Raw genomic sequence first — 25,108 nt, forward strand, 5'->3', positions numbered from 1 at the left:
GTGAGCATTATTTATGTATTAATTCCCATCGCTATTTTGTTGGTAATTGTCGCAATTGGCGTGTTCTTTTGGGCTGTTCGCAGTGAGCAGTTTAATAATCTTGATAAACAAGCACACAGCATATTATTCGAAGACGATAAAGAGCAGCACAACAAAAGTAATGACAACTAGTCACTTAATATCAGCGCTTGTTATGGGGTTGTTAGGCAGCGGACACTGCTTAGCAATGTGTGGCGGTGTCGCGTCATCATTAACGCTCGCCGTTAAAGACAAAGCACAAATTAAGCGCTATACCCTACTCTATAATTTAGGCCGCGTACTAAGCTATTGCATCGCCGGTGCTCTGGCCGCAGGCATTAGTCAGCAGTTTGCTTCGCAATCAACCACATTTTCACATGCTTTATCAATATTAAGCGGTGTGTTTATGATTTTGGTTGGACTTTATATTATGCGCCTTACGTTTTCGCTTAATTGGATTGAAAGTGTTGGTAAAGTCGCTATCTGGCAACATTTAGTTAAGCTCAACAAACGCTTATTACCGGTTAACACAAAATCAAAAGCACTTGCGTATGGTATGTTGTGGGGCTGGTTGCCTTGTGGCTTAGTCTATTCTGCCCTGCTTTTTGCTATATCAACCCAATCAGCAGTGCAAGGTGCAGCCTTTATGTTGTTGTTTGCCATTGGCACGTTACCCGCCATGGTTGGACTGGCATTTGCGGCAGAAAAATTTAAGCAAATACTTAATCATACGATGATGCGTATGGTGTTTGGTAACATCTTCATTTTCTACGGTTTATACCTTTTGATAATTGCGTTACTATAAGGTTTTAGTATAAATTATTCTGGTATTTCCTTTTCTCTAGGTGTGTCATGGAATTGAACAAAAAATCAGTATCGAAAAACTGCGCGATTAAGTGTCAGGATTGTAGTATCAGTCAGCTGTGTATTCCGGTTTCTCTTAACGCGGAAGAAATGGGCAAGTTAGATGACATCATCGAGCGAAAGAAACCGCTTCATAAAGGTGATTACTTATTTGAAGCCGGACAACCACTTCGTTCTATTTACGCTGTGCGTTCAGGCTCGTTTAAATCATATACCTTAACTGAAAGTGGCGAAGAGCAAATCACTGGCTTTCATTTAGCGGGCGACATTGTTGGCTTTGATGGCATTAGCACGATGAGCCATAAAAGCTACGCACAAGCGATGGAAACAGCCATGGTATGTGAAATTCCATTCACTACATTAGATGACCTTTCAGGGAAATTGCCTAAATTACGTCACCAAGTGATGCGTATGATGAGCAATGAGATCAATTACGACCAAGAAATGTTACTGATGCTCAACAAAAAGACAGCTGAAGAGCGCCTAGCTGCGTTTTTAGCGAATCTTTCTACCCGTTTTGGTGAGCGTGGTTTTAGTAAAAAAGAATTCCGTTTAACCATGACCCGTGGTGAAATTGGTAATTACCTTGGCCTAACCGTTGAAACAATCAGCCGTTTATTAAGCCGCTTCCAAAAAGCCGATATCATCAAAGTTGAAGGTAAGTTCATTACCATTTTAGATGCTGACGAATTATTCAAAGTCGCTTCTATTAAGTCTTGATCTAAAACAAAATAATCTATTAGAAACCTTTCAAATTAGTATAGATCCAGTACACTGAATTTATAATTTGGGAGGTTTTTATGAATACCATCAAAAAAATTCTTGCGGTTATCGACCCAAGTAAAGATAAGCAAATCGCGCTAAACCGCTCATTCGAGTTGGCAAGGAAGTCCGGCGCTCAAATTACTGCCTTTTTATCTATTTACGACTTTTCATATGAAATGACAACGATGCTCAGTCGTGAAGAGCGCGATGCCATGCGCGACGCGGTTATCAACGATAGAAAAGAATGGATCACATCTTTAATTAACCAGCATGGCGGTGACATAAACGTGGATTGCCAAGTGGTTTGGCATAACCGTCCTTTCGAATCCATTATTGAAGCGGTGCTTGAGCAAAACTACGACATGGTTGTAAAAGGCACGCATCAGCATGATACGCTTAAATCCGTTATTTTCACGCCTACCGACTGGCACCTAATTCGAAAATGCCCAGTGCCTTTGTTACTGGTAAAAGAGCATGATTGGCCAGCAGGCGGACAAATTTTAGCTGCAGTTAATGCATCAAGCGAAGAAGAAACCCATCAAGCGCTTAACCATACAATTATGAAAGAAGCCGCTTATCTGGCTGATTTAATTGACGGTAATCTTAACTTAGTCAATGCCTATCCAGGTACGCCGGTTAATATTGCAATTGAAATTCCAGAATTCGACGCAGGTCAATACGCAGAGTCAGTAAAAGCACATCATGTTGCAACTACCCATAAGCTTGCAGAGCAATATCAAGTCGAGCCAAGTCATTGCTATATTAACGAAGGCTTACCTGAAGATGTATTGCCACAAGTAGCAAACCAATTAGATGCAGAACTGGTTGTAATGGTCACCGTTGGGCGCACTGGCATTAGCGCAGCACTTATTGGTAACACCGCTGAACATGTAATTGATAGTTTAAATTGCGATGTATTAGCCTTAAAACCACAAGGTTATAAAAGCCCTTTAGATAAGTCTTAACCTCGTTAATATTTTCACCTATAATACGCCCCTTTATTTGTTCTAGGGGCGTATTTGTATGTCGCATTCAGCAGAAGCTAAAGCGAAATATAACCTTAATAAGTTACAGAAACGACTTCGTCGTTTTACTGGTCAAGCAATTGCAGACTTCAATATGATTGAAGAAGGCGACCGCATAATGGTGTGCTTATCAGGCGGTAAAGACAGCTATACGCTGCTTGATATTTTGCAAAACTTGCAACGCTCTGCGCCGGTTAACTTTGAGCTTTTTGCAATCAACCTAGATCAAAAGCAACCCGGTTTCCCTGAGCATATTTTACCTGAATACCTGGAGTCTCTGGGCATTGAGTATAAAATCGTCGAAGAAGATACCTACAGCATCGTAAAAGATAAAATTCCTGAAGGTAAAACCACCTGCTCACTGTGTTCACGCTTACGTCGCGGTATTTTATACCGTACAGCAAAAGAAATGGGCGCAACTAAAATCGCACTCGGTCACCACCGTGATGACATGATTGAAACCATGTTCTTAAATATGTTTTATGGTGGCAAATTGAAAGGTATGCCAGCAAAGCTATTAAGCGATGATGGTCAGCACATGGTTATTCGTCCACTTGCCTACTGTAAAGAAAAAGATATTGTAAAATACGCTGAAGCAAGAGAATTTCCAATTATTCCGTGTAACTTATGTGGTTCGCAAGAGAACTTGCAACGTAAGCACATAAAAGCAATGCTCAATGAATGGGATAAAACCCACCCAGGCCGTGTAGAAACTATTTTTACATCAATGCAAAACGTGGTGCCATCGCATTTAGCGGACCCATCAATCTTTAATTTTGCTGAGTTAAATAAAGATTCGCAGATTGATGAAGGTGATATCGCCCTTGATAAACCTGATGTACCTGCGGTACCCGTTGGGTTAGAAATTGACGAACAAGACGTGAACGTTATACAACTCTAATCAATTTGCTACTTATCTCTTTATAAAAGGAAGCGTCGGCTTCCTTTTTTCTTTTTCATATCAAACAACTGTTTAATTTAATACTGTTTTTTAATAGTATTGGCTTATCAGCCCTCAATATGGCTCGCGTTACTATGTCTAAAAAAATTGCGTTAATTACTTCTGGCGGCGATGCACCCGGCATGAATGCCGCAATTCGCGCCGTAACACTGCAAGCTGAGAAATATCAGTATCAGGTACTCGGTTTTATCGGCGGTTATAACGGGTTAATTGACAATCATTTTATTACCCTTGATTGCCATAAAGTCGACGATATTATTCGTAAAGGCGGTACCATTTTAAAGTCAGCACGCTGCCCTGAAATGCTTGACAGTAGTGGTCCCAAACGCGTGGTTGAGACATTAGACAGCAATAACATCGACTCATTAATCGTGATTGGTGGTGATGGCAGTTTTAAAGGCTGTTTAGCTATTAGCGAACTGTGGCAAGGTAATATCATTGGTATTCCAGGCACCATAGATAACGATATTAACGGCACAGATCAAACAATCGGGTTTTGGACCGCGGTAGAAACCGCGCTCGACAGCATAGATAAAATTCGCGATACCGCTAACGCGTTTGAGCGTATTTTTATCGTCGAAGTAATGGGCCGAAACTGTGGCTTTTTAGCGGTTGAGTCCGCCATAGGTTCTGGTGCGGAACATATTGTTTGCAAAGAAATTATTGAAGATGAAGTCCAGTTTATTGATAACCTACTCGTCAACATCAATAAAGCCATTCGCAATCATCGCACCGACAGCTACATTATTGTTATGGCGGAAAATTCGCTAAGCTTTAGCGCTCATGACTTGAGTAAGAAAATCGAACGCTATACCGGTGTAGACAGTAAAGCGGCAATTTTAGGGTATATTCAACGCGGCGGCAGTCCGGTTGCGCCTGACAGAGTACTCGCAACTCAGTTAGGTGTCGCGGCGGTTGAAGCGATAAAAGCGAATAAAAGCAATATTATGGTTGGCATGCTAAATAACACCGCCACCGAAACTGCCTTTAGCGCCACCAGTTACAGCAATACGTATAATCAGAAAATTATCAGACGTCTTAACCAGTTGAACTTTAATTTAGATTAAAACCGATTAGCTTTGGCCTACCAAGCCCCTTTTACCGCGCCCAGCAAACACGTTAATTGCTGCTGGGTGACAAGGCTTATTACTTAGTTAAACTGCCACGCACTGCCTCTAGTAAGGTACTTGCCATACGCTCACTCTCAACAGGCATAAATTTACCTGCTACTGAGTAACCTTCAACAAAAGACACAAGCAGTGCTGCTGATGTTTTAAGCGTGCAATCATCGTGACTTAACGGCCTTAACACATCGCATATAACCGTAAACACAGTTTCATAGTAGCGGCGTAAATATTCATTTATATCGTCATTTCGTGTTGAAATCGCCCAATACTCTCTGAATATTCGACACATATCCGATACTTCTCGAGCATAATTAAGCTGAGATGTAATTAACAAATGTAACTGCTCAAAGCTCTCAAGCGGAGTTTGTTGCTTTAACTGTGTTACGCAATCATCAAAATATTGATCTGCTATCGCCTGAAGCAAGGCATTTTTGTTGGTGTAATAATATTGCACGTTACTAAGCGACATACCTGCTGAGGTTGCCACTTTGCGCATCGTCAAGCCCATGTCACCTTCACTTTTTAATAGCTGAGTTGCTACCTGCAATATCTTTTTATTTTTATCGTTTTGTTTAGTCATTACGGGATATCTACCAACTATAAAATTTTAAATACACCAACTATTGACATTTTAGGTCGACTGACCAAATATAACAATAGGTCGAGTGACCTAATAATTATATAAGGTGAAATATGAAAGGACTTGTCGCTGAAAATAGGCAATTAGTGATTAAACGCGATTTGAACATGCCACAGGTTGGTGAAGGTGAAGTACTAGTTCAAGTTAAAAGCACAACGATTAATTTAATCGATTTAGAGTTTGCGAAAGGTAAGTATGATTTGTTTCTTAAATTGGCAAGAAACAACTACACAGTTAAGACGGGTATCGAGTTTTCAGGTTTAGTGGCAACGGATGGTCACACATTTAAAAAAGGCGACAGGGTTTTTGGTTACGTCAATCTGCTAAAAAGCGATAAAACTCACCAAGAATTTGTTAGCGTAAACGAGCAATACATTGCAAAAATACCCGCGAACTTGTCGTTTTCACACGCAGCTGCCCTACCGCTTGGTGCACTAACAAGTTATGTTGCGCTTAACGAATTAGTTAATCTCACGAGTAACAGCAAAGTGCTTATAATCGGTGCATCAGGCGGACTTGGTGTATATGCAATTCAAATTGCTAAGCGCGCTGGCGCACACGTCACAGCGCTTACAGGTGATGAACATCTGCAATTTTTAAAATCACTTGGCGCCGATGATGTAATCGACTATCACGCGAGCCCTTTAGAATCTTTAAAAGACAAGTACGACGTTGTTTTAGACTTATCCAATACAAAATTATATAAACAAGTTAAACACCTGCTAGTGAGTGATGGGGTCTTTATACCTGCTGAGCCTAACAAACACTTTTTAAGTTTTGTCATGAATGCATTTAGAAAGCGAAAAACCAAATACTTGTACGTGGATAAAGGTGATAGCGCAAAATTAACACAGATCGCAAATTGGGTCGCGCAAGGAGAAATCCAAACCTGTATTGATAGTGAGTTTCTATTCGAAGACTACCAAAGTGCTATTTCACGATTTTTACAAAAAGGGCGACGTGGTCGTGTTGTGCTCAATTTCGAATAATTTGGCATTTAGCAGTTGAGAAATGAAATATAAGAAGCGCGATTAAATTGCCACAGTGAAAATGTGGCAACACGCCGTGAATAAAGTATCTGTTGCTCGATATGCGCAACAGATACTTTATGCTAGCGGATTTTTCAACTTAGCTCGCTAAGGCAGCTTTTACTTTATCGCGGTAGCTGCGGCTTACTTTTAATTCTTGACCGTTTTCTAGTACCAGTAAGTATTCGCCACTTACCTGCGTGACTAGCTTGTTGATTTGCTTGCTATTTACAATAGCGCTACGGTGTACGCGCACGAACTCTTTTGGATCAAGTTCGGCTTCCAGCTCTTTCATGGTTTTGCGTAAAATATGTGTTTTACCATCAGCACAGTGTAAACACATGTAGTCGCCTGCGGCGTCAACCCATTGAATACTGCTCACCTGCACACGAACAATTTCACCCTGCTCTTTTACCGCAATGGACTCTGGGAAACGGGTTTCTTCTAGTTTATCGCCAGCAGCAAGCTTTTTAAGAATTTCTTCACAGTTGTTACCCGTAATACCCGCTACAAAGCTAGCAAGTTTACGTTTATGGCTTGTATCTTCTTGTGATTTTAAATATGTTTGCACTTTTTCTACCGCCTTCTTCAATCTGTTGTCGTCTACTGGTTTAAGAAGGTAGTCTAATGCGTGAATTTCAAATGCTTTCACTGCGTATTGATCAAATGCAGTAACAAATACAATTGCAGGGATCCCTAACGCCGATTCAGACAGTTGTTTTACAACTTCTAACCCCGACAACCCTGGCATTTGTATATCTAAAAACATTAGATCTACTTGCTGACGTTTACATTCCGCCAACGCTTCCTCACCGTTTTTACAAAGGCCCACTACTTCAATTTGTGGGAAATCTCTTAACCTTATTGATAACCCCTTTCGTGCGAGAGGTTCGTCATCAACAATAAGTGTTTTTATTGTGTTCATGGTTATCCTTTTTCAAACGGTATACGTATATTTACAACAAGACCTTGCGGCTGATTGTTAGATAATACAAATGAATAGTTATGTTCGTAAAGCGTCTTTAAGCGATCTTGCGTATTTGCAAGCCCGACGCCTGAACTTTTCACTAATTCACCCTCACTGATATCCGTACCAGGACCGTTATCGGATACTTCTAATAATAATTCGTTAGCAAACACCTGTGCCTTGATTGCTATCGCACCGCCACTTTCTAAATTGGCAATGGCGTACTTAATTGAGTTTTCAATCAAGGGCTGCAAAATCATACTGGGTACCAGCGCATGTTTTGCTTCTTCGCTTACATCAATTTCTATGCTTAAGCGATCGTCAAAGCGTACTTTTTCGATATCAAGGTATAACCCCAAAACATGTAGTTCTTGTTCAAACGGCACGCGTTTGATGGGATCGGTGTTTAAGGTATAACGTAAAAACTCACTTAACTTAGAGACCATTTGGTTAGCGTTTTTATTTTCTTCTACCAAAATCAGCGTCAAATTGCGTTAAGCGTATTAAATAAGAAATGTGGATTAAGTTGATAACGCAACATTTTTAATTGCGCTTCATGTGCCATGGTATTGGCTTTTAACGCCTTTTGCTTTTCGCCTTGCAGTAGTTGATAGTATTTAATACCAAAATACAAACCACTCCAACACAGCACAATGTAAACTGAATCTAAGCCTTGTTTGAAATAATAAAACCATTCATCAGGGCGATAGCCGTGACGATAAATTTCCCACAAGTTAAATTTTTGAATAACTGACCAAGATGTACCGACAATATACGAGGCGACAAATACCACAAAAATTAAAAATAGCGGCTTGGCATTCCAAATCTTACGATATAAATAACGCAGAGGGATCGTTAACAAGCATCCTGCATAGGCATTTAGCACGATAACAAATACGTAGATGTCGCGCATTTCGAAAACGCGTGAGCCAATATAGTTTACTAGGGCATAACCAACCCAGCCGGCTATTTGTAATACCCAAAAAAACTTTTGTCTGTCTTCTACTAGTCTTTGCCAGTTCAAAATTCTTAAATTCATGTATCCTTGGTATCTCTTATTATAAGAATGTGGGCCAGAAAGGCACTGACAGCTACCTTGCTTTCCATGCAACTCATCGCAAGGCAGTTGCAATTTGCCATAAAAAAAGCTGGCAGAAGCCAGCTTTCAATTGTTAAGTGATTATAAATTAACCTAATTTATCAGACGCAACTTTATAGGTTGGATCTTCAATTACGTTAACTTCGACTAAGTCTTTTGCGCGAGACAATAACTTCTGGCAGTCTTTAGAAACATGACGCAAGTGTAGTTTTTTACCTTGTTTAGAATAGCGCTCGGCTAAGCTGTCGATTGCTTCAATGGCGCTGTGATCGGCAACACGACTGTGTTTAAACTCAACAATCACATCCGCTGGGTCATTTTTAACATCAAATAGCTCTAAGAAGTTTTTAACTGAGCCAAAGAATACCGGACCGTGTAATTCATATACTTTTGAGCCGTTTTCATCGATGTAAGACGTCGTGTAAATATGTTTCGCGTGCTCCCAAGCAAACACTAACGCAGACACAATAACACCAACACATACCGCTACAGCAAGATCGGTTACTACCGTAACACCCGATACTAACACAATCACAAACGCGTCTGTCTTAGGCACCTTTTTCATAATACGGAAGCTTGACCACTCAAATGTGCCAAGTACTACCATAAACATTACGCCTACAAGCGCTGCAAGCGGGATCATTTCAATTAGGCTGGCTGCAAACAAAATAAACATCAGCAGCATAACTGCTGCTGTAATACCTGAAAGACGTGAGCGACCGCCTGAGTTAATGTTGATCATTGACTGACCAATCATCGCACAGCCCCCCATCGCACCAAAGAAACCACATGTTACGTTTGCAGCACCTTGGCCAATACATTCTTGGTTACCGTTACCACGTGTTTCAGTAATTTCGTCAATTAAGGTCAGTGTTAATAACGACTCAATTAGACCAATTGCCGCAAGTACTAAGGCATACGGTAAAATAATCCACAGGGTTTCAAGTGTCATAGGTACGTTCGGAATATGAAATTCAGGTAAGCCGCCTGCCATCGTCGCGTTTACGTCACCTGTCATATCTTTTAAGAAATCAACAACTGTACGTGCTTCTAAATCTAAACCAATCACCAAACCAGTTACTACAACAATTGCCGCAAGCGAAGAAGGAATTGCAGATGTGAGTTTTGGTAAGAAATGAATAATCGCCATGGTTAACGCAACAAGGCCAGCCATGATAAACATTGGCTCGCCTGTCATCCATTGCATTTCACCATTTGCATCAGGCGCTTTAAATTGCCCTAGCTGCGCTAAGAAAATAACAATAGCCAAACCATTAACAAACCCGAGCATTACTGGGTGCGGTACCATACGGATAAATTTACCAAGCTTTAGCACACCCGCTAAGATCTGCAAAATACCCATCAAGAGTACGGTTGCAAATAAATACTCTACACCGTGGGTGACAACTAGACTCACCATAACAACCGCTAACGCACCTGTTGCACCTGAAATCATACCTGGGCGACCACCAAATACAGCAGTAATTAGACCAACAATAAATGCTGCATACAAGCCAACCAAAGGTTCTACGTGCGCAACAAATGCGAAAGCCACCGCTTCTGGCACAAGGGCTAGTGCGACGGTTAAACCAGACAGAATATCGTTCTTTGCCGATTTAGGGGCTCTAGATAATAAGTTAAACATGGATCTCCCATTGAGTAGCACAACATTGAGCAAAACTTGCTGTAATGCGTTTATTTTAGTCTATTTTGAGGGCGCGAAGTTTAGCAGAATCGACGATTTATAACAATTTATTAAATTTCACAAAAAAACCGCCTAAAGGCGGTTTAAATATAAATATTGTTATCTGTGTGCCCCGTTGGAGTGCTCAATAACTCGAAATTATAGCGGCAACGAAGTTGAGCGTTTTACGCAGGTCATGGTTACGTTCGAGTGTACTTCTTGAACGTAATCTAAACTTAGTAATTTATCACGCACAAACTGCTCATAGCCTTCAATGCCTTTTGAAATAATACGAAGCATAAAGTCCATAGTGCCTGCCATGGTGTAACACTCAGTTACTTCATCATAACTTTGAATAAGTTCTTCAAATTCAGCTAGCTGCGCGCGGCCATGGCTAGACAGGCGCACATGCGCGTAAACCAACATATCAAAACCGAGTTTTTTCGGCTCTAAAATCGCTACCTTGCCTTTGATATATCCTTCTTGTTCTAAACGAGAAATACGACGCCAACAAGGAGACTGTGATAGCCCTACTTTGTCGGCAATCTCTGCCGTTGATAAGCTCGCGTCTTTTTGAATCAATGCGAGTATTTGACGATCTACTTGGTTTAATGACATAGCTTATTCTTAAATTTACTCATTAATGGTTAAATAATACTATACAATAGTCTTTGCGTCTGCTGATTTATTAATAATTTAGCCAAAGCGACCACTGGTAAATGGGTTGGTGCGTTTTTCATGACCTACAGTTGTGGTTGGCCCATGACCTGGGTAAACCGTATAATCCTCTGGCAGCGAATAAATCTGTGATTCAATCGACTGCTTTAGCTGCTGTGCATTGCCACCTGGAAAATCAGTGCGCCCTACCGAACCGTTAAACAAAACATCACCAACGAATATCCGTTTAGAGTCATGTTCAATAAAAATAACGTGGCCTGGCGTATGCCCCGGGGTAAAACGCACTTCTAGGGTGATTTCACCAAATGAAAAGGTATCACCGTCCGCTAGCCAGGTGTTAGGGGTAAATACCTCGGCAAGCGGAAAGTTAAACATTTCACTTTGTCGTGGCAATGCATCTAACCAAAACTTATCGCCTAAATGAGGACCAACAATATCCACATCGTAGGTTTCGGCCAATTGCTTCGCAGCACCAACATGATCTAAATGACCATGTGTTAATAAAATCGCTTTTAGTGAGGCATTTGTACTGTTAATTGCCGCGATTAACTTTTCAATATCCCCACCGGGATCAATAATCGCAGCGTGTTTAGTTGTTTGACACACTAATAAATTAGCATTTTGTGCAAACGGCGTAACAGGATTTGTAAAAACGTCTAACATAATCACTCATACTCAATTAAAACGGGGTAATTTAAGTACCCGCCATCGTAAAATGGGGTTTTGCTGTACAGCCACGCTAAACGTTTTTGCGCACTGTTTTTAAACTCACTATCGCTGTCTAGCTTTTCGTCAAACGCACGCTTCAACGCTGGGTCATTTGCTAGCATTTTTTCTGCAAACGGCAATAACGCATAGTTTTCTGAATATTCAGTGCGTTGAAAGATACTATTAAAAAAGCCCCACTTAAAGAACGAGTCTTCCGCTTCCGGTTGCAGTAAATGCACCGCCAATTTACCATTTGGTTGCGCAGTGCTTATTTTGTAATACGTACTTAAATCAACTTTAGCGGCATTTGAATACTCAAATTGGCCAGATACCTGCAATCGGCTTTCAAATGGTGTTGATGCAAAAGTGTGATCGGTAACCGTAATTGCTTTTAAGTTATTTACAACACCATAGGCACGCTCAAGCTTAATACCATGTTGCTGTAATTTTGCTGCGATATTACTCCACGCTTTTGGTAAATAATATGCGGCAGGCACTTTCACTTTTTCAACCACCTCTTTGCGCCAAAAAACCGGTAACCCTTTGTACGTTTTTGCCTTACCGGTGTAACGCACTTCTTGTTGCGCGCTTAATTCGCTGAAGTACTTTTCATATTCAATACCCAAAAAGTCAATATATACCGGTACCTTGCTATAACTACGGGCAACGACTAATTCACGCGGCATAAAGTCTTTTTCAATTTTTACAGTGCGGCGTAACTTGCTCAAATTATTTGAAACGGCATCAATAACACCATCTAAAAACACATAAGTGCCAAGTACACGTTGTTTGTATGGTTTTAATGAATGATTTTCTAATAAAATGGTTGGCAAATTAGTAATATCACCCCAGCCATTAGAATAGCGCGGCGTGGCAACCCAACCTGCTAGACCTTCGCTCATTTCACGCTTATTCATAACAAACACCAGTGGACCTGGGATATGGCCAAAACGTGACAGCTTAGCGTCAATTACCGGATTGATCTTTTCTGCAATAAATTGCGCAATTTTTGGTGAGTCCGAAGCGAAACTAGGCGTTGAGCCATAGGTAATATCATACTGATAATCCGCACCGTCGGTTACATGCATATCAACATATATATCTGGTTGATATTGATTAATCACGCGCATCACCGCCTGAACGCCAGGGGTTTCAAGCTTAGTGTAATCTCGGTTTAAGTTTAAATTGCGACCATTAGTACGAAACCCCATGACCTCAGGGCCACGCTGATTAATACGGTTAAAGCGGCTCGCATTTTCATGTCCATCGACATTTAAAATCGGAATAAATAGTAAATTTACGCGTTTTAAAATATCATTTCGCTGCCCTTGAGCAATATCGCGAAGCAACATAAAGGTGGCATCTTTGCCATCTATTTCACCAGAGTGAATACCCGCTTGTAGCAAAATAGTCGCTTTATTGTTATCGATTTGACCTGTTTCACTAGCGATAAGCATTTTTATGGGCCGACCCGCGTCACTGGTACCAATTGACTCGATTTTAAACTGCTTACTATTTGCCTCAACCAGTTTATCGAGATACTCCATGGTATCGTGATAGTTTGGGGATTCCATACCACCTGAACGTTCAAATTGTGTTGCCAGTGGATTAGTCGGTTGTAATAGGCGTTCACTTTGCCCTTGCCACGCTTTAAGTGGCGGTAAGTGGTCAACTGCAGAAAGGCTCGCAGTCAGTAATAAAGCGTTTAAAAACATGCGTGTTATTTCTTTATAATAATTTGGCTTTACGGTAATCAAATTAACTTGAATTTGCAATTGAACGCGTTAAGGTAGGGCCAATTATTCTTTAAAATCAGAACATATGACTAAAACAGTACTAATAACAGGTAGTTCAAGCGGCATTGGCTATTACTGTGCAAAAGCGCTCGTTGAACGTGGCTATAAGGTCGTCGCAAGTTGCCGTAAATTAGAAGACGTTGCACGCCTACAACAAGAAGGTATTCACAGTGTCCAACTCGACCTTGCAAGTGAAGCCAGTATTGAAAGTGGGTATCGCCAAGCGCTCGATATTCTTGGTCATATTGATGTGCTATTTAATAACGGTGCATATGGTCAGCCGGGCGCAGTAGAAGACTTACCAACACATGCACTAAGAACGCAATTTGAAACCAATTTATTCGGTTGGCACCATTTAACCTGCCTTGCGATAAAGCATATGCGTGAGCGTGGCCAAGGCCGCATTATTCAAAACTCGTCTGTGTTAGGTTTAGTCACTTTACCTTATCGTGGTGCCTATAATGCCAGTAAATTTGCACTAGAAGGCTTAACTGACACTCTGCGCCAAGAGCTGTAGATACCAATATTCAGGTGAGTTTAATTGAGCCTGGCCCAATTGAATCGAAATTCCGTGATAATGCGTTAGCTGCATTTTTTAGTGCTGAGATTGACGCTGAAAACAGTGCCCACTATGAAAACTATTTAAAACAACAAGCGCGCCTTGAAGTTAAAGGTAAAGCACAGCCATTTACACTTGGCCCAGAAGCCGTTTATAAAAAGTTATTACATGCAATCGAAGCTAAACGTGCAAAGCCTCGCTACTACGTAACCTTCCCTACCTATTTATTTGGCTACTTAAAACGTATTTTATCAACCCGCTTAATGGACAGTATTTTAACCAAGTCGAGATAGGGTTTAGGGTTTAGGATTCAGGATTTAGCTGTATTCTGAAATCTGAAAACTTATTTCTCAACACTAAGTATTCTGAAATCTTCAATCTGAACACTCAATACTTAGAAATTAAAAAAGGGAGCATAAGCTCCCTTTAAATCTGTAAAGCGTTTTAATCAAAGATTAAGCAGCTAGACCTTCTTTTGCTTTAGCAACTAGTGCTGCGAAAGCTACTTGGTCGTATACAGCGATATCTGCAAGGATCTTACGATCGATTTCAACAGATGACTTCTTAAGACCGTTAATGAAACGGCTGTAAGATAGACCGTTCTGACGTGCTGCCGCGTTGATACGTGCAATCCATAATTGACGGAAAGTACGTTTCTTAGCGCGACGGTCGCGGTAAGCGTATTGACCTGCTTTAGTTACTGCTTGGAACGCTACGCGATAAACACGTGAACGTGCTCCGTAGTAACCTTTAGCTTGCTTTAAAACTTTCTTGTGACGTGCACGTGCGATAACACCGCGTTTAACTCTTGCCATGACTAAAAACCCCTATTAAGCGAATGGTAACATACGGTTGATAAGGCCGATATCGTTCTTATGAACCATAGCCTTAGGACGTAAGTGAAGCTTACGCTTAGAAGATTTCTTAGTCAGAATGTGACGTAAGTGCGCTTGTTTACGCTTGAAACCGCCTGAAGCAGTCTTTTTGAAGCGCTTTGCAGCACCTCTGTGGCTTTTTAATTTATAGCCCATTGCAATAACTCCAATTGATATTGCTTTAATATTCAGCAAGTAGGCGGAATTTACATTCACTTTGCAGGCCTAACTTACTACCAATTACCGGTGGAACAAAGTTCACTTTAACCGGCTAAACAAGGTGGAGGCTATAAGCCTCACTTTATACCTAGTTTATCTTCTCACCATTACTTTTTAGCAATTGGTGATAACATCATAATCATTTGACGGCCTTCCACTTTTTTAGGGAAAGACTCAACTTGAGCGATGTCTTGTAAATCGTCTTTAATGCGGTTTAATAAATCAATACCGATTTCTTGGTGCGCCATTTCACGACCACGGAAACGAATAGTAACTTTTGCTTTATCGCCCGCTTCTAAGAACTTAGTTAAATTGCGTAATTTAACTTGATAATCGCCGATATCAGTACCTGGACGGAATTTGATTTCCTTAATCTGGATCTGCTTCTGCTTTTTCTTTTGCTCTTTTTGTGCTTTGCTTTTTTCAAAGATGAACTTACCGAAATCCATCACTTTACAAACAGGTGGCTCTGCATTTGGGCTAATTTCAACTAAATCAACACCGGCAGCATCTGCTTTATCAAATGCTTCTTGCAGGCTAACTACGCCTAATGGCTCACCTTCAAAGCCGACTAAACGGACTTCTTTTGCTGTAATTTCTTCGTTGATACGATTTTTTTGAGCCGCTGGGCCCTTTTTTCCGCCTCTAATGGTTCGTTCCTCCACGAAATACCAAGATTAAAAACAAGGTGCGTAATGTACATTATTTATACACACCTTGCACTATTTTATTTTCTATTTTTAACTTCTTCAGCAAGCTTAGCAATAAAGTCATCAACTGATAACTTGCCAAGGTCTTCACCAGTACGTGTTCTAACTGCTAGTTCTTGTTGTTCTACTTCTTTATCACCAACAACTAGTAAATACGGAATACGTTTTAAAGTATGCTCGCGAATTTTAAAGCCTATCTTCTCATTTCTCAAGTCAGCACAGGCTCTAAATCCAAGATTATTCAATTTTTCTACAACTTCTGTCACATATTCAGACTGTTTATCGGTAATATTCATTACCACAACCTGTTTTGGTGCCAACCAAGTTGGGAATAATCCCGCATATTCTTCAGTTAAAATACCGATGAAACGCTCAATTGAACCTAAAATCGCACGGTGGATCATCACTGGCGTTTTACGTTCGTTATTTTCGGCAACATAAGTTGCACCTAAACGACCAGGTAATGCAAAGTCTAACTGAACCGTACCACATTGCCACGCACGCTCTAAACAGTCGTATAATGTGAATTCAATTTTCGGACCGTAGAATGCACCTTCACCTGGTAGGTATTCAAATTCAATACCATTTGCATCCAGTGCATCAGCCAGTGCTTTTTCTGACTTGTCCCACATTTCGTCTTCACCAATGCGCTTTTCCGGACGCGTTGATAGTTTTACCACGATTTTTTCGAAGCCGAATGTTTCGTATGTGTCGTATACCATTTTGATACACGATGATACTTCTTCCATTACCTGCTCTTCAGTACAGAATACGTGCGCATCGTCTTGTGTAAAGCCACGTACACGCATTAGGCCGTGTAGTGCACCCGATGGTTCGTTACGGTGACAACAACCAAATTCAGCCATACGAAGAGGTAAATCACGGTATGATTTTAAACCTTGGTTAAAGATTTGAACGTGGCCTGGACAGTTCATTGGCTTAATCGCATATTCGCGCTTTTCAGATTCAGTGGTAAACATCGCATCGCCATATTTATCCCAGTGACCTGATTTTTCCCAAAGTACACGGTCCATCATTAATGGGCCTTTTACTTCTTCGTACTTATATTCGCGCAGTTTCTCACGGACAAAGTCTTCTAGCTCGCGGTAAATGCTCCAGCCGTCATTGTGCCAAAACACCATGCCTGGCGCTTCTTCTTGCCAGTGCCATAAGTCAAGTGCTTTACCAATTTTACGGTGATCACGTTTTTCTGCTTCTTCAAGACGCTTTAAATACGCTTTTAATTGCTTTTTATCTGCCCACGCTGTGCCATAAACACGTTGTAGCATTTTGTTGTCTGAATCTCCGCGCCAGTAAGCACCAGCCACTTTCATAATTTTAAAGTGCTGACAGAACTTCATATTAGGTACGTGTGGACCACGACACATATCAATGTATTCTTCGTGGTGGTATAAACCCGGTGTGTCATCACGGCTGATGTTTTCGTCTAAGATTTCCATCTTGTACGTTTCGCCACGCGCTTCAAATGTATCGCGCGCTTCTTGCCAAGTAACAACTTTTTTAACAACGTCGTAATTTGTTTTCGCAAGTTCTAACATACGCTTTTCTAGTTTTTCTAGATCTTCCGCTGTTAATGAGTGCTCCATATCGATGTCGTAGTAAAAACCGTTGTCGATTGTTGGACCAATCGCCATTTTAACATCAGGGTAAAGCTGCTTAATTGCATGACCTAAAAGGTGAGCACATGAGTGACGGATAATTTCTAAACCATCGTCATCTTTTGCGGTAATGATTTCCAGCTGGCTATCTTCGGTGATTAACTGGCATGCGTCTACACGCTCGCCGTTGATACGACCAGCAATGGTTGCTTTAGCTAAACCAGGGCCGATGTCTAGTGCAACATCTAATACAGAAACAGGATTATCAAATGCTCGTTGTGAGCCATCTGGAAGAGTAATAATTGGCATGTTTTGTCCTTGCTACAGTGGTGATGCCTACAATGCATCACATGCAGTTAATAAAGTGAGTCCAGCATTCAAAACACTTTTACAATAAGTGTGGTTACTTAAATACTCGGCTCATGAAAGTAAAACAGTTATTTTAACTAGCAAATTATGAATTACAAGGAGAAACCGATCCGATTGACTAATTTTCCAAATCACACATACTTAGGGGTAATCAGCAAGCGAAGTAAAGACAATGTCACTGACCATAGCCTCTCTAAATTTATGCAATTACTGCAAGCCACCTTACAGCTTTTATGACTTCGAATCGACCTACACTAAAGCGCAATGGCAGCAAAAAGAAGCGTGGCTGAGTCAATTGTTATTAACCACCCGCCCCGATGTCATTTGTTTTCAAGAAGTATTCTCAGTATGCGCATTAACTGAACTAATCGCCCAATGCGGGCTTCCCCACTTTGCTATTTGCGATGAACCTGCGCTCGATGAACACAATCCTTATTTATATAAACGTCCAATTGTTTTAATTGCATCGCGGTTTCCAATTACCAATGTCAGGCGCATTGATGTGCCGCCATTTTTAAAAATGTCGGCGCTATCGCGTGAAATTATTAATTGTGAAATCACTCACCCTGAATATGGCCATATACGGTTGTACGGCACACATTTAAAATCAAAACGCGCAACTGACATTGCCGACGAACTGCCTAACGCAGACGAAATCTCGCCTGTCGCGATTGCCCATATTGGCCGAATACTATCTGATAAACAACGTGCCGATGAAGCCATGGCTCTGTATTTTGATTTTATTAGTCAGCAACTTAAACACCCGCTTCCCAGTTTTATTATGGGAGATTTTAATCAACAAGCGGTGCAATCAAACTTAGCATTTTTTACCGAAGAAACTGAATTTAAACAAGACCTTGATGGCGATTTAAAACTACTCGACAGCTTTTATTTAAGCCAATTACAAACTCGAAAGCCGACTCACTATTATTATGGTAAAGGCAGTGTGCTCGACTATATCGTTTGCCCTGAATCTATTTTAAGTGAATTAAATTTGAGTACACTTGATTTCAAGGTGCAGGGTGAGCATATCAGCCAAGACGAAATCAACGTAACAACTGATCATGCAATGGTCTGTATTACCCTTTCCTAACAGCGCCATTAATCATGGTAATTTATCTGAACACACTAATGTTATTTATAAGGCCTGTGGTAAACTAGCGAAAATTTTTAGTTAGGAATGCCCCAATGAGAACATGTGGTGTTGAAATTAAAGGCTCTGAAGCCTTAATTTGTGTATTAGCAAAAGACAACGACGTATTTGATATTCGTGATGTGCGCCAAACCCGTTTTGTATTACCAAAAAGTGATGATGCTGAAGAAATCCGTAAATTCCAGTTCGACTTTGCAAAACTAATGCAAGATTACCAAGTTGATAGCATTGCTATCAAAGAGCGCCAACAAAAAGGTAAATTTGCGGGCAGCCCACAAGGCTTTAAAATTGAAGCGGCACTGCAATTGATTGACGATATGCGTGTAGTATTACTTAATCCAACGGCAATGAAAGAACAGCTGAAGAAAAACCCGCTGCCAATTGATTTTGAAGATACCGGCCTTAAAAAGTTCCAAGAAACGGCATTTGTTACAGCCTACATAGACTTAACACACCGTACTTACAATAAAGCTTAAGTAAAAAAGGCGCCAATTGGCGCCTTTTTTGTATTTACTGAGTATTACTAAACAATAAATTTAGTTACTTAGTGTAAGCACGTGGCATATTGGTTTCAGCCATATAGCGGTCACGTAATTTATCGTGACGCGACTCAGTCGATACTTCAACACCATTAATCATCACTTTTTCAAGTGTAGTGCTGAATTCAAATGGGTCTGCCGACCATACAGCTAAATCTGCAGCCTTGCCAACTTCAATGCTACCTGCATCTTCAATATTAAAGATGTCAGCAACATTACTCGTAATCGCTTTCAGTGCACCTTCTCGGCTCATACCATTGGCAATTGCATTACCCGCGTCATAACGCAGTTGATACACATTGTGGCTGCTATCGCCTGCAATAGTAAGTGCCACCAGCACGCCGGCTTTTTCTAACTCGCCTGCAGTTTCAAGTGACGCATTTAACGAATCAAAATCACCCGGTAAATTTGCCATCGCACTTAAAATAACAGGTACCTTAGCTGCCGCCAGTTCCGCTTTGATTGGCAATGCATCTTCCGCGCCTGAAATCACCAAATCGATACCAAAGCGCTCTTTTACTTTAATTAGCTCAAGCATGTCTTGTGCACGTGATACACGCACAACAACAGGTTTTTCACCGTTTAATACCGCTGTTAATAGCTTTTCTTTTTTAGAAGGCTCAGCTTTATCATCTTTTTTGTCAGACTTTTTTGCTTTCGCAATTTTCGTTTGCTGCTCTTCTAGCGTATCGATAAATTCGCTTAAAGATGCTGCACGTGAACCGTCTTTAGTACCGCCTAAATTAACAATAATCGCATTTTGGCTATCAACCACACTTGTACCAAACTCGCCGCTTAAATTAACCGTTGAGCTTAAGCCAACAAATGGACTTTCACCCCAACTTGGCGCAATAACATCACGGGTGATCCCGCCTTTACGTGCATACGCAATGAGTGTTGATTTTGGGTTAAATGCAAGTGATGGGTCAAAGGTAATACCACCTTTTTTCTCGTTGCCATCACGCGATGAAGCCACCGCGCCCACTTCCACTAAACCAAGTTGGTTCATGCTGCCAATAAAACCAGGCGTTACAATTTTACCCTGTGCATCAATAATCACATCTGCGGTTGCCGCCTCAGTAGTAACGGCTTTAATTTTACCGTCTTCAATGATCACACTACCGTTTTTAATAACACCTTGCTCAGATGCAGTATGGATTTGTGCATTAATAATTGCAGTTGTTTGCGCCATTGCGCCTGCTGAACTTAACACCGCTGCAGCAAGTAAGGTCTGTTTAAATAATTTCATCACTGTATTCCTTATTGCTGGCCTAACATAAAGTCGCTTTTCGCTTGGTATTTATCATCGTTGCGGTCATATACTTTTGCGCCGTCAATAAATACTTGCTCTGCCTGTGCGTAAACACTAAATGGACTTTGATTCCAAATAACAACATCTGCTTGCTTGCCCGCTTCTAGGCTACCCACTTTATCTTCAACACCCAGCGATTTCGCTGCGTTTTGCGTGATCCAACGAATTGCATGCTCTTCTTTAATATCAAAACCGTTTTCATTAGCACGGTACATTACTTTTGCCGCTTCTTGGTTTAGACGCTGAATTGTTGTGTCTGAATCTGAGTGAACAATGGCACATGAATTTTTAACCGCATCAACAATGGCAATGTTTTCTTGCACCATGTCGTACGCTTCCATCTTAAAGCCCCACCAATCAGGCCACAGTGCCGCACAGCTGCCGTTATCTGCTAGTAAGTCTGCAATTTTGTATGCTTCAATACCGTGGTGGAACGTACCTGCGTGGTAACCAAATTCTTTCGATAGGTCAATCATCATCGCCATTTCTTCTGCTTTGTAGCAGTGGTTATGGATCATAATCTCGCCATCTAAAACGCCACGTAGTGTATCTAGTTTAATATCACGCTCTGGTGCATCAACGGTTAAACCTAACTTGTGCTCGCGATCGTATTTTTCCCACGCAAGTTTGTATTCTGTTGCCTCAGCCCATGCGCTGCGGTAGCCAGCCATGTTACCCATACGTGTTGCTGGTGATTCTTTACGGCTACCGTATACACGTTTCGGGTTCTCACCACATGCCATTTTTAAACCATAAGGTGCATCTGGGAATTTCATTGCTTGCATGGTGTGAGCTGGCACGTTTTTAAGCGTTACACCGCGACCACCAAATAAATTAGCTGAGCCTGGTAAAATTTGCAGTGATGTAATACCACCAGCACGGGCAGTATTAAAACCAGGATCTTGTGGCCAGATTGAGTGTTCAACCCATACGTAAGCGGTATTCGGGCTAGTCATTTCATTGCCGTCTTGGTGCGATTCAACCGACGGGCTTGGGTAGGCACCTAAATGCGAATGTACATCAATAATACCCGGAGTAACCCACTTGCCATTGGCGTCAATTACGCGTGCACTTGCATGACTTAAGTTTTCGCCTACTTTTGAAATTTGGCCATTTAAAATCAATACATCTGCATTATCAAGACGTTCGCCAGTACCTGTTAATACGGTAGCATTCTTAATCAGTAATTCTGTACTTTCATAAGGTTGATAAGTACTCGGGTATGGATTTTTGTTAATTGAAACGTGCTCACCTTGTGGTGCTTGTTTATTACAAGCTGCCAGCCCCAGTGACATAGCAACAACTAACGCAGAAGGGATAAATCTTTGCATTATTGTTATTCTCCGAAAAAATACTGCTCAAATGTAGCGAATAAAAGCCGCAATTGCACATTTTTACGGTAAACACCCGCTTATTTGCTATAAACAAATGTAAACGCTACAAATGTAATCGGTAAAAATAGTCGCCCTTGTCATTTATCACGCTAATCTTTAACAAACTAGCGTAGGCTAAATCAATGGATTGCTGAAACTGCCCATCGGATTGTTGTACCCCGAGTACTAACTGAAGAATTTCGCGCATCACGCCAGCATGACTTACCAGTAACAGATTCTTTCCTTGATACTGCTGACAGACAAATTTAAACGCTGTGGTTACCCGTTGATTAAACGCCGCCATGGTTTCGCCATTAGGAGGCGATACCGAATACGGCGATTTAAAAAATGCCATAATTTGGCCGTTATGGTGCTCAAATAATTCGCTAAATGGTTTGCCATCCCAATCGCCAAAATTCATTTCAGCAAAATCACTCATTGTTTCAAAACTGAGCTTTTTGTCATCGGCGTAGGTTTTTGCAAAATGGCAACAACGCTTAAGTGGCGAACTAATAACGGCATCGATAGTTAGCCCATCGCTTGCCTGCTGCATTTGTGAAAGCCCGTGTTCGGTGATCGCAAAATCCGTCAATCCACGTAAGCATTTATCACCCTCTGGTAATCCATGCCGGAGTAAGTAAATATTAGTCGTGTTTGAGCTCATGGGGGATCCCTGCAATGGTAAACGTAACCGTGCTTGCAATACGCGCAACATCTTGATTTAACCACCCTTGCTCATCGGCAAATTGGCGCGCTAGTGCATTATCGGGGGTTATAGAAAAACCCACTTCATTACTTACCATAATCACAGTATGTTTAGTTCGCGTTAACCAATCAAGAAAGCGTTGCTTTTCTTCTTGCCAATCAATTTGTTGATAATACAAACAGTTATTTAGCCAAACCGTTAAGCAATCAATCAATATAATGCAAGGTTCTTCAACTGCATTCAATGAGTCAACAAGTTTGGGACCGCTTTCAATGGTTTGCCACTGCTTAGGGCGCGTGTGTTTGTGGCGCTCGATACGGCTTTTCATTTCATCGTCAAACGCTTCAGCGGTTGCAATATAAACAACCGGAAGTGCGAGCTGTCTTTCGTATTCTTGCGCTGTTTGTTCGGCATAACGGGATTTACCAGAACGCACACCACCAATTACTAAATTTTTCTTCATTAAAAGCAAAAGCCCTTGTTACTGCTGGGTTTGTCACGCACAATAACTAAAAAATATTTGGAAATCCAGATGTCTACCAGTAACAATATTGCCGACACAATTCAAAACACCATTAACGGTAAGATTAAACCGTTAGGCTCGCTTGGTAAAATAGAACAACTTGCAGCGCAAATCGCAACGCTACAACTTACCCCACATAGTGCAAATTCATTATCTATTCAAAACCCTACGTTACTTGTGTTTGCTGGCGACCATGGTATTGCTAAACACAATATTAGCATTGCCCCAAGTGACGTTACCACGTTGATGGTGAGTTGCTTTTTAAACGGACAAGCTGCGATCAATAGCTTTATAAAGTCAACAAATTGGCAATTAAAGGTAGTCGATTGCGGTATTCAGACCCAATTACCAGAGCATAATAATTTAATAAACGCGCGCTTAGGTAATGTTTGTGGTGATATAAGCGTAGAACCCGCTTTAACTGAAACACAGTTCGATGAAGCACGCTTGCATAGTGAAAAGCTGCTACAACAGCTAGATACTAATCTAATAGCCTTTGGCGAAATGGGGATCGGTAATACCAGTCCAGCAAGTGCTATATTTGCAAAACTATTTAAGCTACCTGTAGAAAATGTGGTTGGACATGGCACTGGCATTGACCAGCAACAATTTAACAACAAACGTTCGCTTATAAGTAAGGCGGTTAACCGTGTAGACAGCGACCAGCCGCTCGAAATTTTGCGCCAGCTAGGTAGTTTTGAGATTGCTACCATGACCTTTACCATGCTGGAAGCTTCTAAACACAACAAATTAATATTGGTTGATGGATTTATTGTTACAAGCGCTGCGGCCATTGCTCTGGCAATTAAACCAAGTATTAGAACTAATTTAGTATTTGCCCATAAATCAAACGAATCCGCACATGGCCAAATGTTAGACAAATTAGCGGTAGAGCCATTGCTTGATCTTTCTTTAAGGCTAGGAGAAGGCACTGGCGCCGCACTTTGCCTAGGGTTAATTGAGGCAGCCGTTAACTTTTATAATGAGATGGCCAGTTTTGAAGATTTGGGAATTTCCTTGTAATGACGCTACAACATGAAATCGCGTTATTTAAATTAGCGCTCAGCTTTTTAACGCGTATTCCCATTCATATAGACGACTACAGTGATGACAAACTCAACAAGGCGTCTGGTTATTTTCCACTAGTTGGCGTATTTATTGGGTGTTTACTCGGGTTATGTGTTTACCTTTTACAACTCGTGTTGCCAATTAGCGTATCGGTTGTGCTTGTAATAATAATTGGTTTATTACTTACGGGCGGTTTTCATGAAGATGGCCTAGCAGATGTTGCCGATGGCTTTGGCGGTGCATTCGATGCCCATAGAAAACTGGAAATAATGAAAGACTCACGCCTTGGCACCTATGGTACACTTGCTCTGATTTCGCTTTTTGCAATCAAGTATCAAACACTCGTTGCAACAAGTCATATTGTCATGGCATTAATCGCAGCACATGGTATTAGCCGTGCATTTGCCACCAGTATTATTGGCACATGCCCCTATGTCACAGAAGACACCATAAGCAAAGTAAAACCAATTGCCAAACACTTGCCAAGCTGCGCTCGGAACCGTTTATGGCTTACCTTTTGTGTACTATGTGCTGTGTTATTTTTGTATGGCATAAGTTTACTACAGCTTATAGCACTCATTGTGACCTGTTTCGCGGTTCGCAGCGTACTTATCGCTTGGTTTAAAAAACACATTAATGGCTATACCGGAGATTGTTTGGGCGCGGCTCAGCAAATTTTCGAAGTATTGATATATTGCTTAGTTTTATTATTTTTGGAATAAC

25 protein-coding genes and 2 pseudogenes are annotated in these 25,108 nt (G+C 41.1%); 12 read left to right on the top strand and 15 right to left on the bottom strand.

Features of this window, described 5'->3' with window-relative positions; all coding sequences use genetic code 11:
• From ccoS to C2M30_RS09610, 6 genes are all read left to right on the top strand, one after another.
• Complete coding sequence (gene ccoS / locus C2M30_RS09585) at positions 1-171, top strand: cbb3-type cytochrome oxidase assembly protein CcoS (protein WP_010560219.1); 171 nt, start codon at positions 1-3, stop codon at positions 169-171.
• Complete coding sequence (locus C2M30_RS09590; protein WP_105171474.1) at positions 161-823, top strand: sulfite exporter TauE/SafE family protein; 663 nt, start codon at positions 161-163, stop codon at positions 821-823. Before ccoS ends, C2M30_RS09590 begins: the two co-directional genes overlap by 11 nt.
• A gap of 47 nt (positions 824-870) precedes the next feature.
• Positions 871-1,602: an FNR family transcription factor gene (locus C2M30_RS09595; protein ID WP_105171475.1), complete on the top strand. Its 732-nt coding sequence runs from the start codon at positions 871-873 to the stop codon at positions 1,600-1,602.
• An 80-nt stretch (positions 1,603-1,682) separates the two neighbouring features.
• The gene (gene uspE / locus C2M30_RS09600) at positions 1,683-2,612 is read left to right on the top strand and encodes a universal stress protein UspE (RefSeq protein ID WP_105171476.1); all 930 of its coding nucleotides are present in this window, start codon (positions 1,683-1,685) and stop codon (positions 2,610-2,612) included.
• Positions 2,613-2,670: 58 nt separating this feature from the next.
• Positions 2,671-3,573 (top strand): tRNA 2-thiocytidine(32) synthetase TtcA, encoded by a 903-nt coding sequence (ttcA, locus tag C2M30_RS09605; RefSeq protein WP_100913276.1) that lies wholly within the window; start codon positions 2,671-2,673, stop codon positions 3,571-3,573.
• A gap of 134 nt (positions 3,574-3,707) precedes the next feature.
• Positions 3,708-4,700, top strand: coding sequence for an ATP-dependent 6-phosphofructokinase (locus tag C2M30_RS09610; protein ID WP_105171653.1), 993 nt, complete (start codon positions 3,708-3,710; stop codon positions 4,698-4,700).
• Positions 4,701-4,779: 79 nt separating this feature from the next.
• On the opposite strand, the gene C2M30_RS09615 is transcribed toward C2M30_RS09610, so the two are convergent.
• On the bottom strand, positions 4,780-5,340 hold the full coding sequence (locus C2M30_RS09615; RefSeq protein ID WP_105171477.1) for a TetR/AcrR family transcriptional regulator: 561 nt from the start codon (positions 5,338-5,340) through the stop codon (positions 4,780-4,782).
• Between the two features lie 113 nt (positions 5,341-5,453).
• Here C2M30_RS09615 and C2M30_RS09620 point away from each other — a divergent pair, with 113 nt between their 5' ends.
• On the top strand, positions 5,454-6,389 hold the full coding sequence (locus tag C2M30_RS09620) for an NAD(P)-dependent alcohol dehydrogenase (protein ID WP_105171478.1): 936 nt from the start codon (positions 5,454-5,456) through the stop codon (positions 6,387-6,389).
• A 139-nt stretch (positions 6,390-6,528) separates the two neighbouring features.
• On the opposite strand, the gene C2M30_RS09625 is transcribed toward C2M30_RS09620, so the two are convergent.
• The 6 genes and pseudogenes from C2M30_RS09625 to C2M30_RS09650 form a co-directional block, all read right to left on the bottom strand.
• Positions 6,529-7,353 (bottom strand): LytR/AlgR family response regulator transcription factor, encoded by an 825-nt coding sequence (locus C2M30_RS09625; protein WP_010560227.1) that lies wholly within the window; start codon positions 7,351-7,353, stop codon positions 6,529-6,531.
• Between the two features lie 2 nt (positions 7,354-7,355).
• A pseudogene (locus tag C2M30_RS09630) lies at positions 7,356-8,419 on the bottom strand (sensor histidine kinase).
• Between the two features lie 163 nt (positions 8,420-8,582).
• Positions 8,583-10,139, bottom strand: a complete 1,557-nt coding sequence (locus C2M30_RS09635; RefSeq protein ID WP_105171479.1) for a SulP family inorganic anion transporter — start codon at positions 10,137-10,139, stop codon at positions 8,583-8,585.
• 198 nt (positions 10,140-10,337) lie between these two features.
• Positions 10,338-10,796, bottom strand: a complete 459-nt coding sequence (locus tag C2M30_RS09640; protein ID WP_010560230.1) for an Lrp/AsnC family transcriptional regulator — start codon at positions 10,794-10,796, stop codon at positions 10,338-10,340.
• Positions 10,797-10,874: 78 nt separating this feature from the next.
• Positions 10,875-11,519: an MBL fold metallo-hydrolase gene (locus tag C2M30_RS09645; RefSeq protein WP_105171654.1), complete on the bottom strand. Its 645-nt coding sequence runs from the start codon at positions 11,517-11,519 to the stop codon at positions 10,875-10,877.
• A 2-nt stretch (positions 11,520-11,521) separates the two neighbouring features.
• Positions 11,522-13,279 carry a M14 family metallopeptidase gene (locus C2M30_RS09650; RefSeq protein ID WP_105171655.1) on the bottom strand — a complete coding sequence of 586 codons (1,758 nt, stop codon included), beginning with the start codon at positions 13,277-13,279 and terminating at the stop codon, positions 11,522-11,524.
• Between the two features lie 106 nt (positions 13,280-13,385).
• Between C2M30_RS09650 and C2M30_RS09655 the strand changes: the two are divergent.
• Positions 13,386-14,212: pseudogene (locus tag C2M30_RS09655) on the top strand (SDR family oxidoreductase).
• 162 nt (positions 14,213-14,374) lie between these two features.
• Here C2M30_RS09655 and rplT read toward each other — a convergent pair.
• The 4 genes from rplT to thrS all read right to left on the bottom strand — a co-directional run bounded on the left by rplT (position 14,375) and on the right by thrS (position 17,651).
• On the bottom strand, positions 14,375-14,734 hold the full coding sequence (gene rplT / locus C2M30_RS09660) for a 50S ribosomal protein L20 (RefSeq protein WP_010387194.1): 360 nt from the start codon (positions 14,732-14,734) through the stop codon (positions 14,375-14,377).
• Positions 14,735-14,749: 15 nt separating this feature from the next.
• On the bottom strand, positions 14,750-14,950 hold the full coding sequence (rpmI, locus tag C2M30_RS09665) for a 50S ribosomal protein L35 (RefSeq protein WP_010560234.1): 201 nt from the start codon (positions 14,948-14,950) through the stop codon (positions 14,750-14,752).
• 170 nt (positions 14,951-15,120) lie between these two features.
• Positions 15,121-15,678, bottom strand: a complete 558-nt coding sequence (gene infC / locus C2M30_RS09670; protein WP_010560235.1) for a translation initiation factor IF-3 — start codon at positions 15,676-15,678, stop codon at positions 15,121-15,123.
• A 62-nt stretch (positions 15,679-15,740) separates the two neighbouring features.
• A complete protein-coding gene (thrS, locus tag C2M30_RS09675; protein ID WP_105171480.1) occupies positions 15,741-17,651 on the bottom strand; it encodes a threonine--tRNA ligase in 1,911 nt (636 codons plus the stop codon).
• 232 nt (positions 17,652-17,883) lie between these two features.
• Here thrS and C2M30_RS09680 point away from each other — a divergent pair, with 232 nt between their 5' ends.
• Both C2M30_RS09680 and C2M30_RS09685 read left to right on the top strand, forming a co-directional pair.
• Positions 17,884-18,804, top strand: a complete 921-nt coding sequence (locus C2M30_RS09680; protein WP_105171481.1) for an endonuclease/exonuclease/phosphatase family protein — start codon at positions 17,884-17,886, stop codon at positions 18,802-18,804.
• 95 nt (positions 18,805-18,899) lie between these two features.
• Positions 18,900-19,340 carry a DUF3010 family protein gene (locus tag C2M30_RS09685; protein ID WP_105171482.1) on the top strand — a complete coding sequence of 147 codons (441 nt, stop codon included), beginning with the start codon at positions 18,900-18,902 and terminating at the stop codon, positions 19,338-19,340.
• Between the two features lie 64 nt (positions 19,341-19,404).
• On the opposite strand, the gene C2M30_RS09690 is transcribed toward C2M30_RS09685, so the two are convergent.
• From C2M30_RS09690 to cobU, 4 genes are all read right to left on the bottom strand, one after another.
• Complete coding sequence (locus C2M30_RS09690) at positions 19,405-20,652, bottom strand: amidohydrolase family protein (protein WP_105171483.1); 1,248 nt, start codon at positions 20,650-20,652, stop codon at positions 19,405-19,407.
• Between the two features lie 11 nt (positions 20,653-20,663).
• A complete protein-coding gene (locus tag C2M30_RS09695) occupies positions 20,664-22,046 on the bottom strand; it encodes an amidohydrolase (RefSeq protein WP_105171484.1) in 1,383 nt (460 codons plus the stop codon).
• Between the two features lie 106 nt (positions 22,047-22,152).
• Positions 22,153-22,752, bottom strand: a complete 600-nt coding sequence (locus C2M30_RS09700) for a histidine phosphatase family protein (RefSeq protein ID WP_158683365.1) — start codon at positions 22,750-22,752, stop codon at positions 22,153-22,155.
• Positions 22,733-23,257, bottom strand: coding sequence for a bifunctional adenosylcobinamide kinase/adenosylcobinamide-phosphate guanylyltransferase (gene cobU / locus C2M30_RS09705; protein WP_105171486.1), 525 nt, complete (start codon positions 23,255-23,257; stop codon positions 22,733-22,735). Before cobU ends, C2M30_RS09700 begins: the two co-directional genes overlap by 20 nt.
• A 69-nt stretch (positions 23,258-23,326) precedes the next feature.
• On the opposite strand from cobU, the gene cobT reads away from it, so the two are divergent.
• Both cobT and cobS read left to right on the top strand, forming a co-directional pair.
• A complete protein-coding gene (cobT, locus tag C2M30_RS09710) occupies positions 23,327-24,340 on the top strand; it encodes a nicotinate-nucleotide--dimethylbenzimidazole phosphoribosyltransferase (protein WP_105171487.1) in 1,014 nt (337 codons plus the stop codon).
• The gene (gene cobS, locus C2M30_RS09715; protein WP_105171488.1) at positions 24,340-25,107 is read left to right on the top strand and encodes an adenosylcobinamide-GDP ribazoletransferase; all 768 of its coding nucleotides are present in this window, start codon (positions 24,340-24,342) and stop codon (positions 25,105-25,107) included. The genes cobT and cobS overlap by 1 nt, the downstream gene beginning before the upstream one ends.
• Position 25,108: the final 1 nt, after the last annotated feature.

The sequence above is a fragment of the Pseudoalteromonas sp. T1lg24 genome (assembly GCF_002964745.1).
Lineage (GTDB): Bacteria > Pseudomonadota > Gammaproteobacteria > Enterobacterales > Alteromonadaceae > Pseudoalteromonas > Pseudoalteromonas spongiae.

Excerpts from the sequence above, each read along its gene's own strand:
- C2M30_RS09590 (WP_105171474.1), top strand. The coding sequence starts at position 161 with ATGACAACTAGTCACTTAATATCAGCGCTTGTTATGGGGTTGTTAGGC.
- C2M30_RS09595 (WP_105171475.1), top strand. The coding sequence starts at position 871 with ATGGAATTGAACAAAAAATCAGTATCGAAAAACTGCGCGATTAAGTGT.
- uspE (WP_105171476.1), top strand. The coding sequence starts at position 1,683 with ATGAATACCATCAAAAAAATTCTTGCGGTTATCGACCCAAGTAAAGAT.
- ttcA (WP_100913276.1), top strand. The coding sequence starts at position 2,671 with ATGTCGCATTCAGCAGAAGCTAAAGCGAAATATAACCTTAATAAGTTA.
- C2M30_RS09610 (WP_105171653.1), top strand. The coding sequence starts at position 3,708 with ATGTCTAAAAAAATTGCGTTAATTACTTCTGGCGGCGATGCACCCGGC.
- C2M30_RS09615 (WP_105171477.1), bottom strand. The coding sequence starts at position 5,340 with ATGACTAAACAAAACGATAAAAATAAAAAGATATTGCAGGTAGCAACT.
- C2M30_RS09620 (WP_105171478.1), top strand. The coding sequence starts at position 5,454 with ATGAAAGGACTTGTCGCTGAAAATAGGCAATTAGTGATTAAACGCGAT.
- C2M30_RS09625 (WP_010560227.1), bottom strand. The coding sequence starts at position 7,353 with ATGAACACAATAAAAACACTTATTGTTGATGACGAACCTCTCGCACGA.
- C2M30_RS09635 (WP_105171479.1), bottom strand. The coding sequence starts at position 10,139 with ATGTTTAACTTATTATCTAGAGCCCCTAAATCGGCAAAGAACGATATT.
- C2M30_RS09640 (WP_010560230.1), bottom strand. The coding sequence starts at position 10,796 with ATGTCATTAAACCAAGTAGATCGTCAAATACTCGCATTGATTCAAAAA.
- C2M30_RS09645 (WP_105171654.1), bottom strand. The coding sequence starts at position 11,519 with ATGTTAGACGTTTTTACAAATCCTGTTACGCCGTTTGCACAAAATGCT.
- C2M30_RS09650 (WP_105171655.1), bottom strand. The coding sequence starts at position 13,279 with ATGTTTTTAAACGCTTTATTACTGACTGCGAGCCTTTCTGCAGTTGAC.
- rplT (WP_010387194.1), bottom strand. The coding sequence starts at position 14,734 with ATGGCAAGAGTTAAACGCGGTGTTATCGCACGTGCACGTCACAAGAAA.
- rpmI (WP_010560234.1), bottom strand. The coding sequence starts at position 14,950 with ATGGGCTATAAATTAAAAAGCCACAGAGGTGCTGCAAAGCGCTTCAAA.
- thrS (WP_105171480.1), bottom strand. The coding sequence starts at position 17,651 with ATGCCAATTATTACTCTTCCAGATGGCTCACAACGAGCATTTGATAAT.
- C2M30_RS09680 (WP_105171481.1), top strand. The coding sequence starts at position 17,884 with ATGTCACTGACCATAGCCTCTCTAAATTTATGCAATTACTGCAAGCCA.
- C2M30_RS09685 (WP_105171482.1), top strand. The coding sequence starts at position 18,900 with ATGAGAACATGTGGTGTTGAAATTAAAGGCTCTGAAGCCTTAATTTGT.
- C2M30_RS09690 (WP_105171483.1), bottom strand. The coding sequence starts at position 20,652 with ATGAAATTATTTAAACAGACCTTACTTGCTGCAGCGGTGTTAAGTTCA.
- C2M30_RS09695 (WP_105171484.1), bottom strand. The coding sequence starts at position 22,046 with ATGCAAAGATTTATCCCTTCTGCGTTAGTTGTTGCTATGTCACTGGGG.
- C2M30_RS09700 (WP_158683365.1), bottom strand. The coding sequence starts at position 22,752 with ATGAGCTCAAACACGACTAATATTTACTTACTCCGGCATGGATTACCA.
- cobU (WP_105171486.1), bottom strand. The coding sequence starts at position 23,257 with ATGAAGAAAAATTTAGTAATTGGTGGTGTGCGTTCTGGTAAATCCCGT.
- cobT (WP_105171487.1), top strand. The coding sequence starts at position 23,327 with ATGTCTACCAGTAACAATATTGCCGACACAATTCAAAACACCATTAAC.
- cobS (WP_105171488.1), top strand. The coding sequence starts at position 24,340 with ATGACGCTACAACATGAAATCGCGTTATTTAAATTAGCGCTCAGCTTT.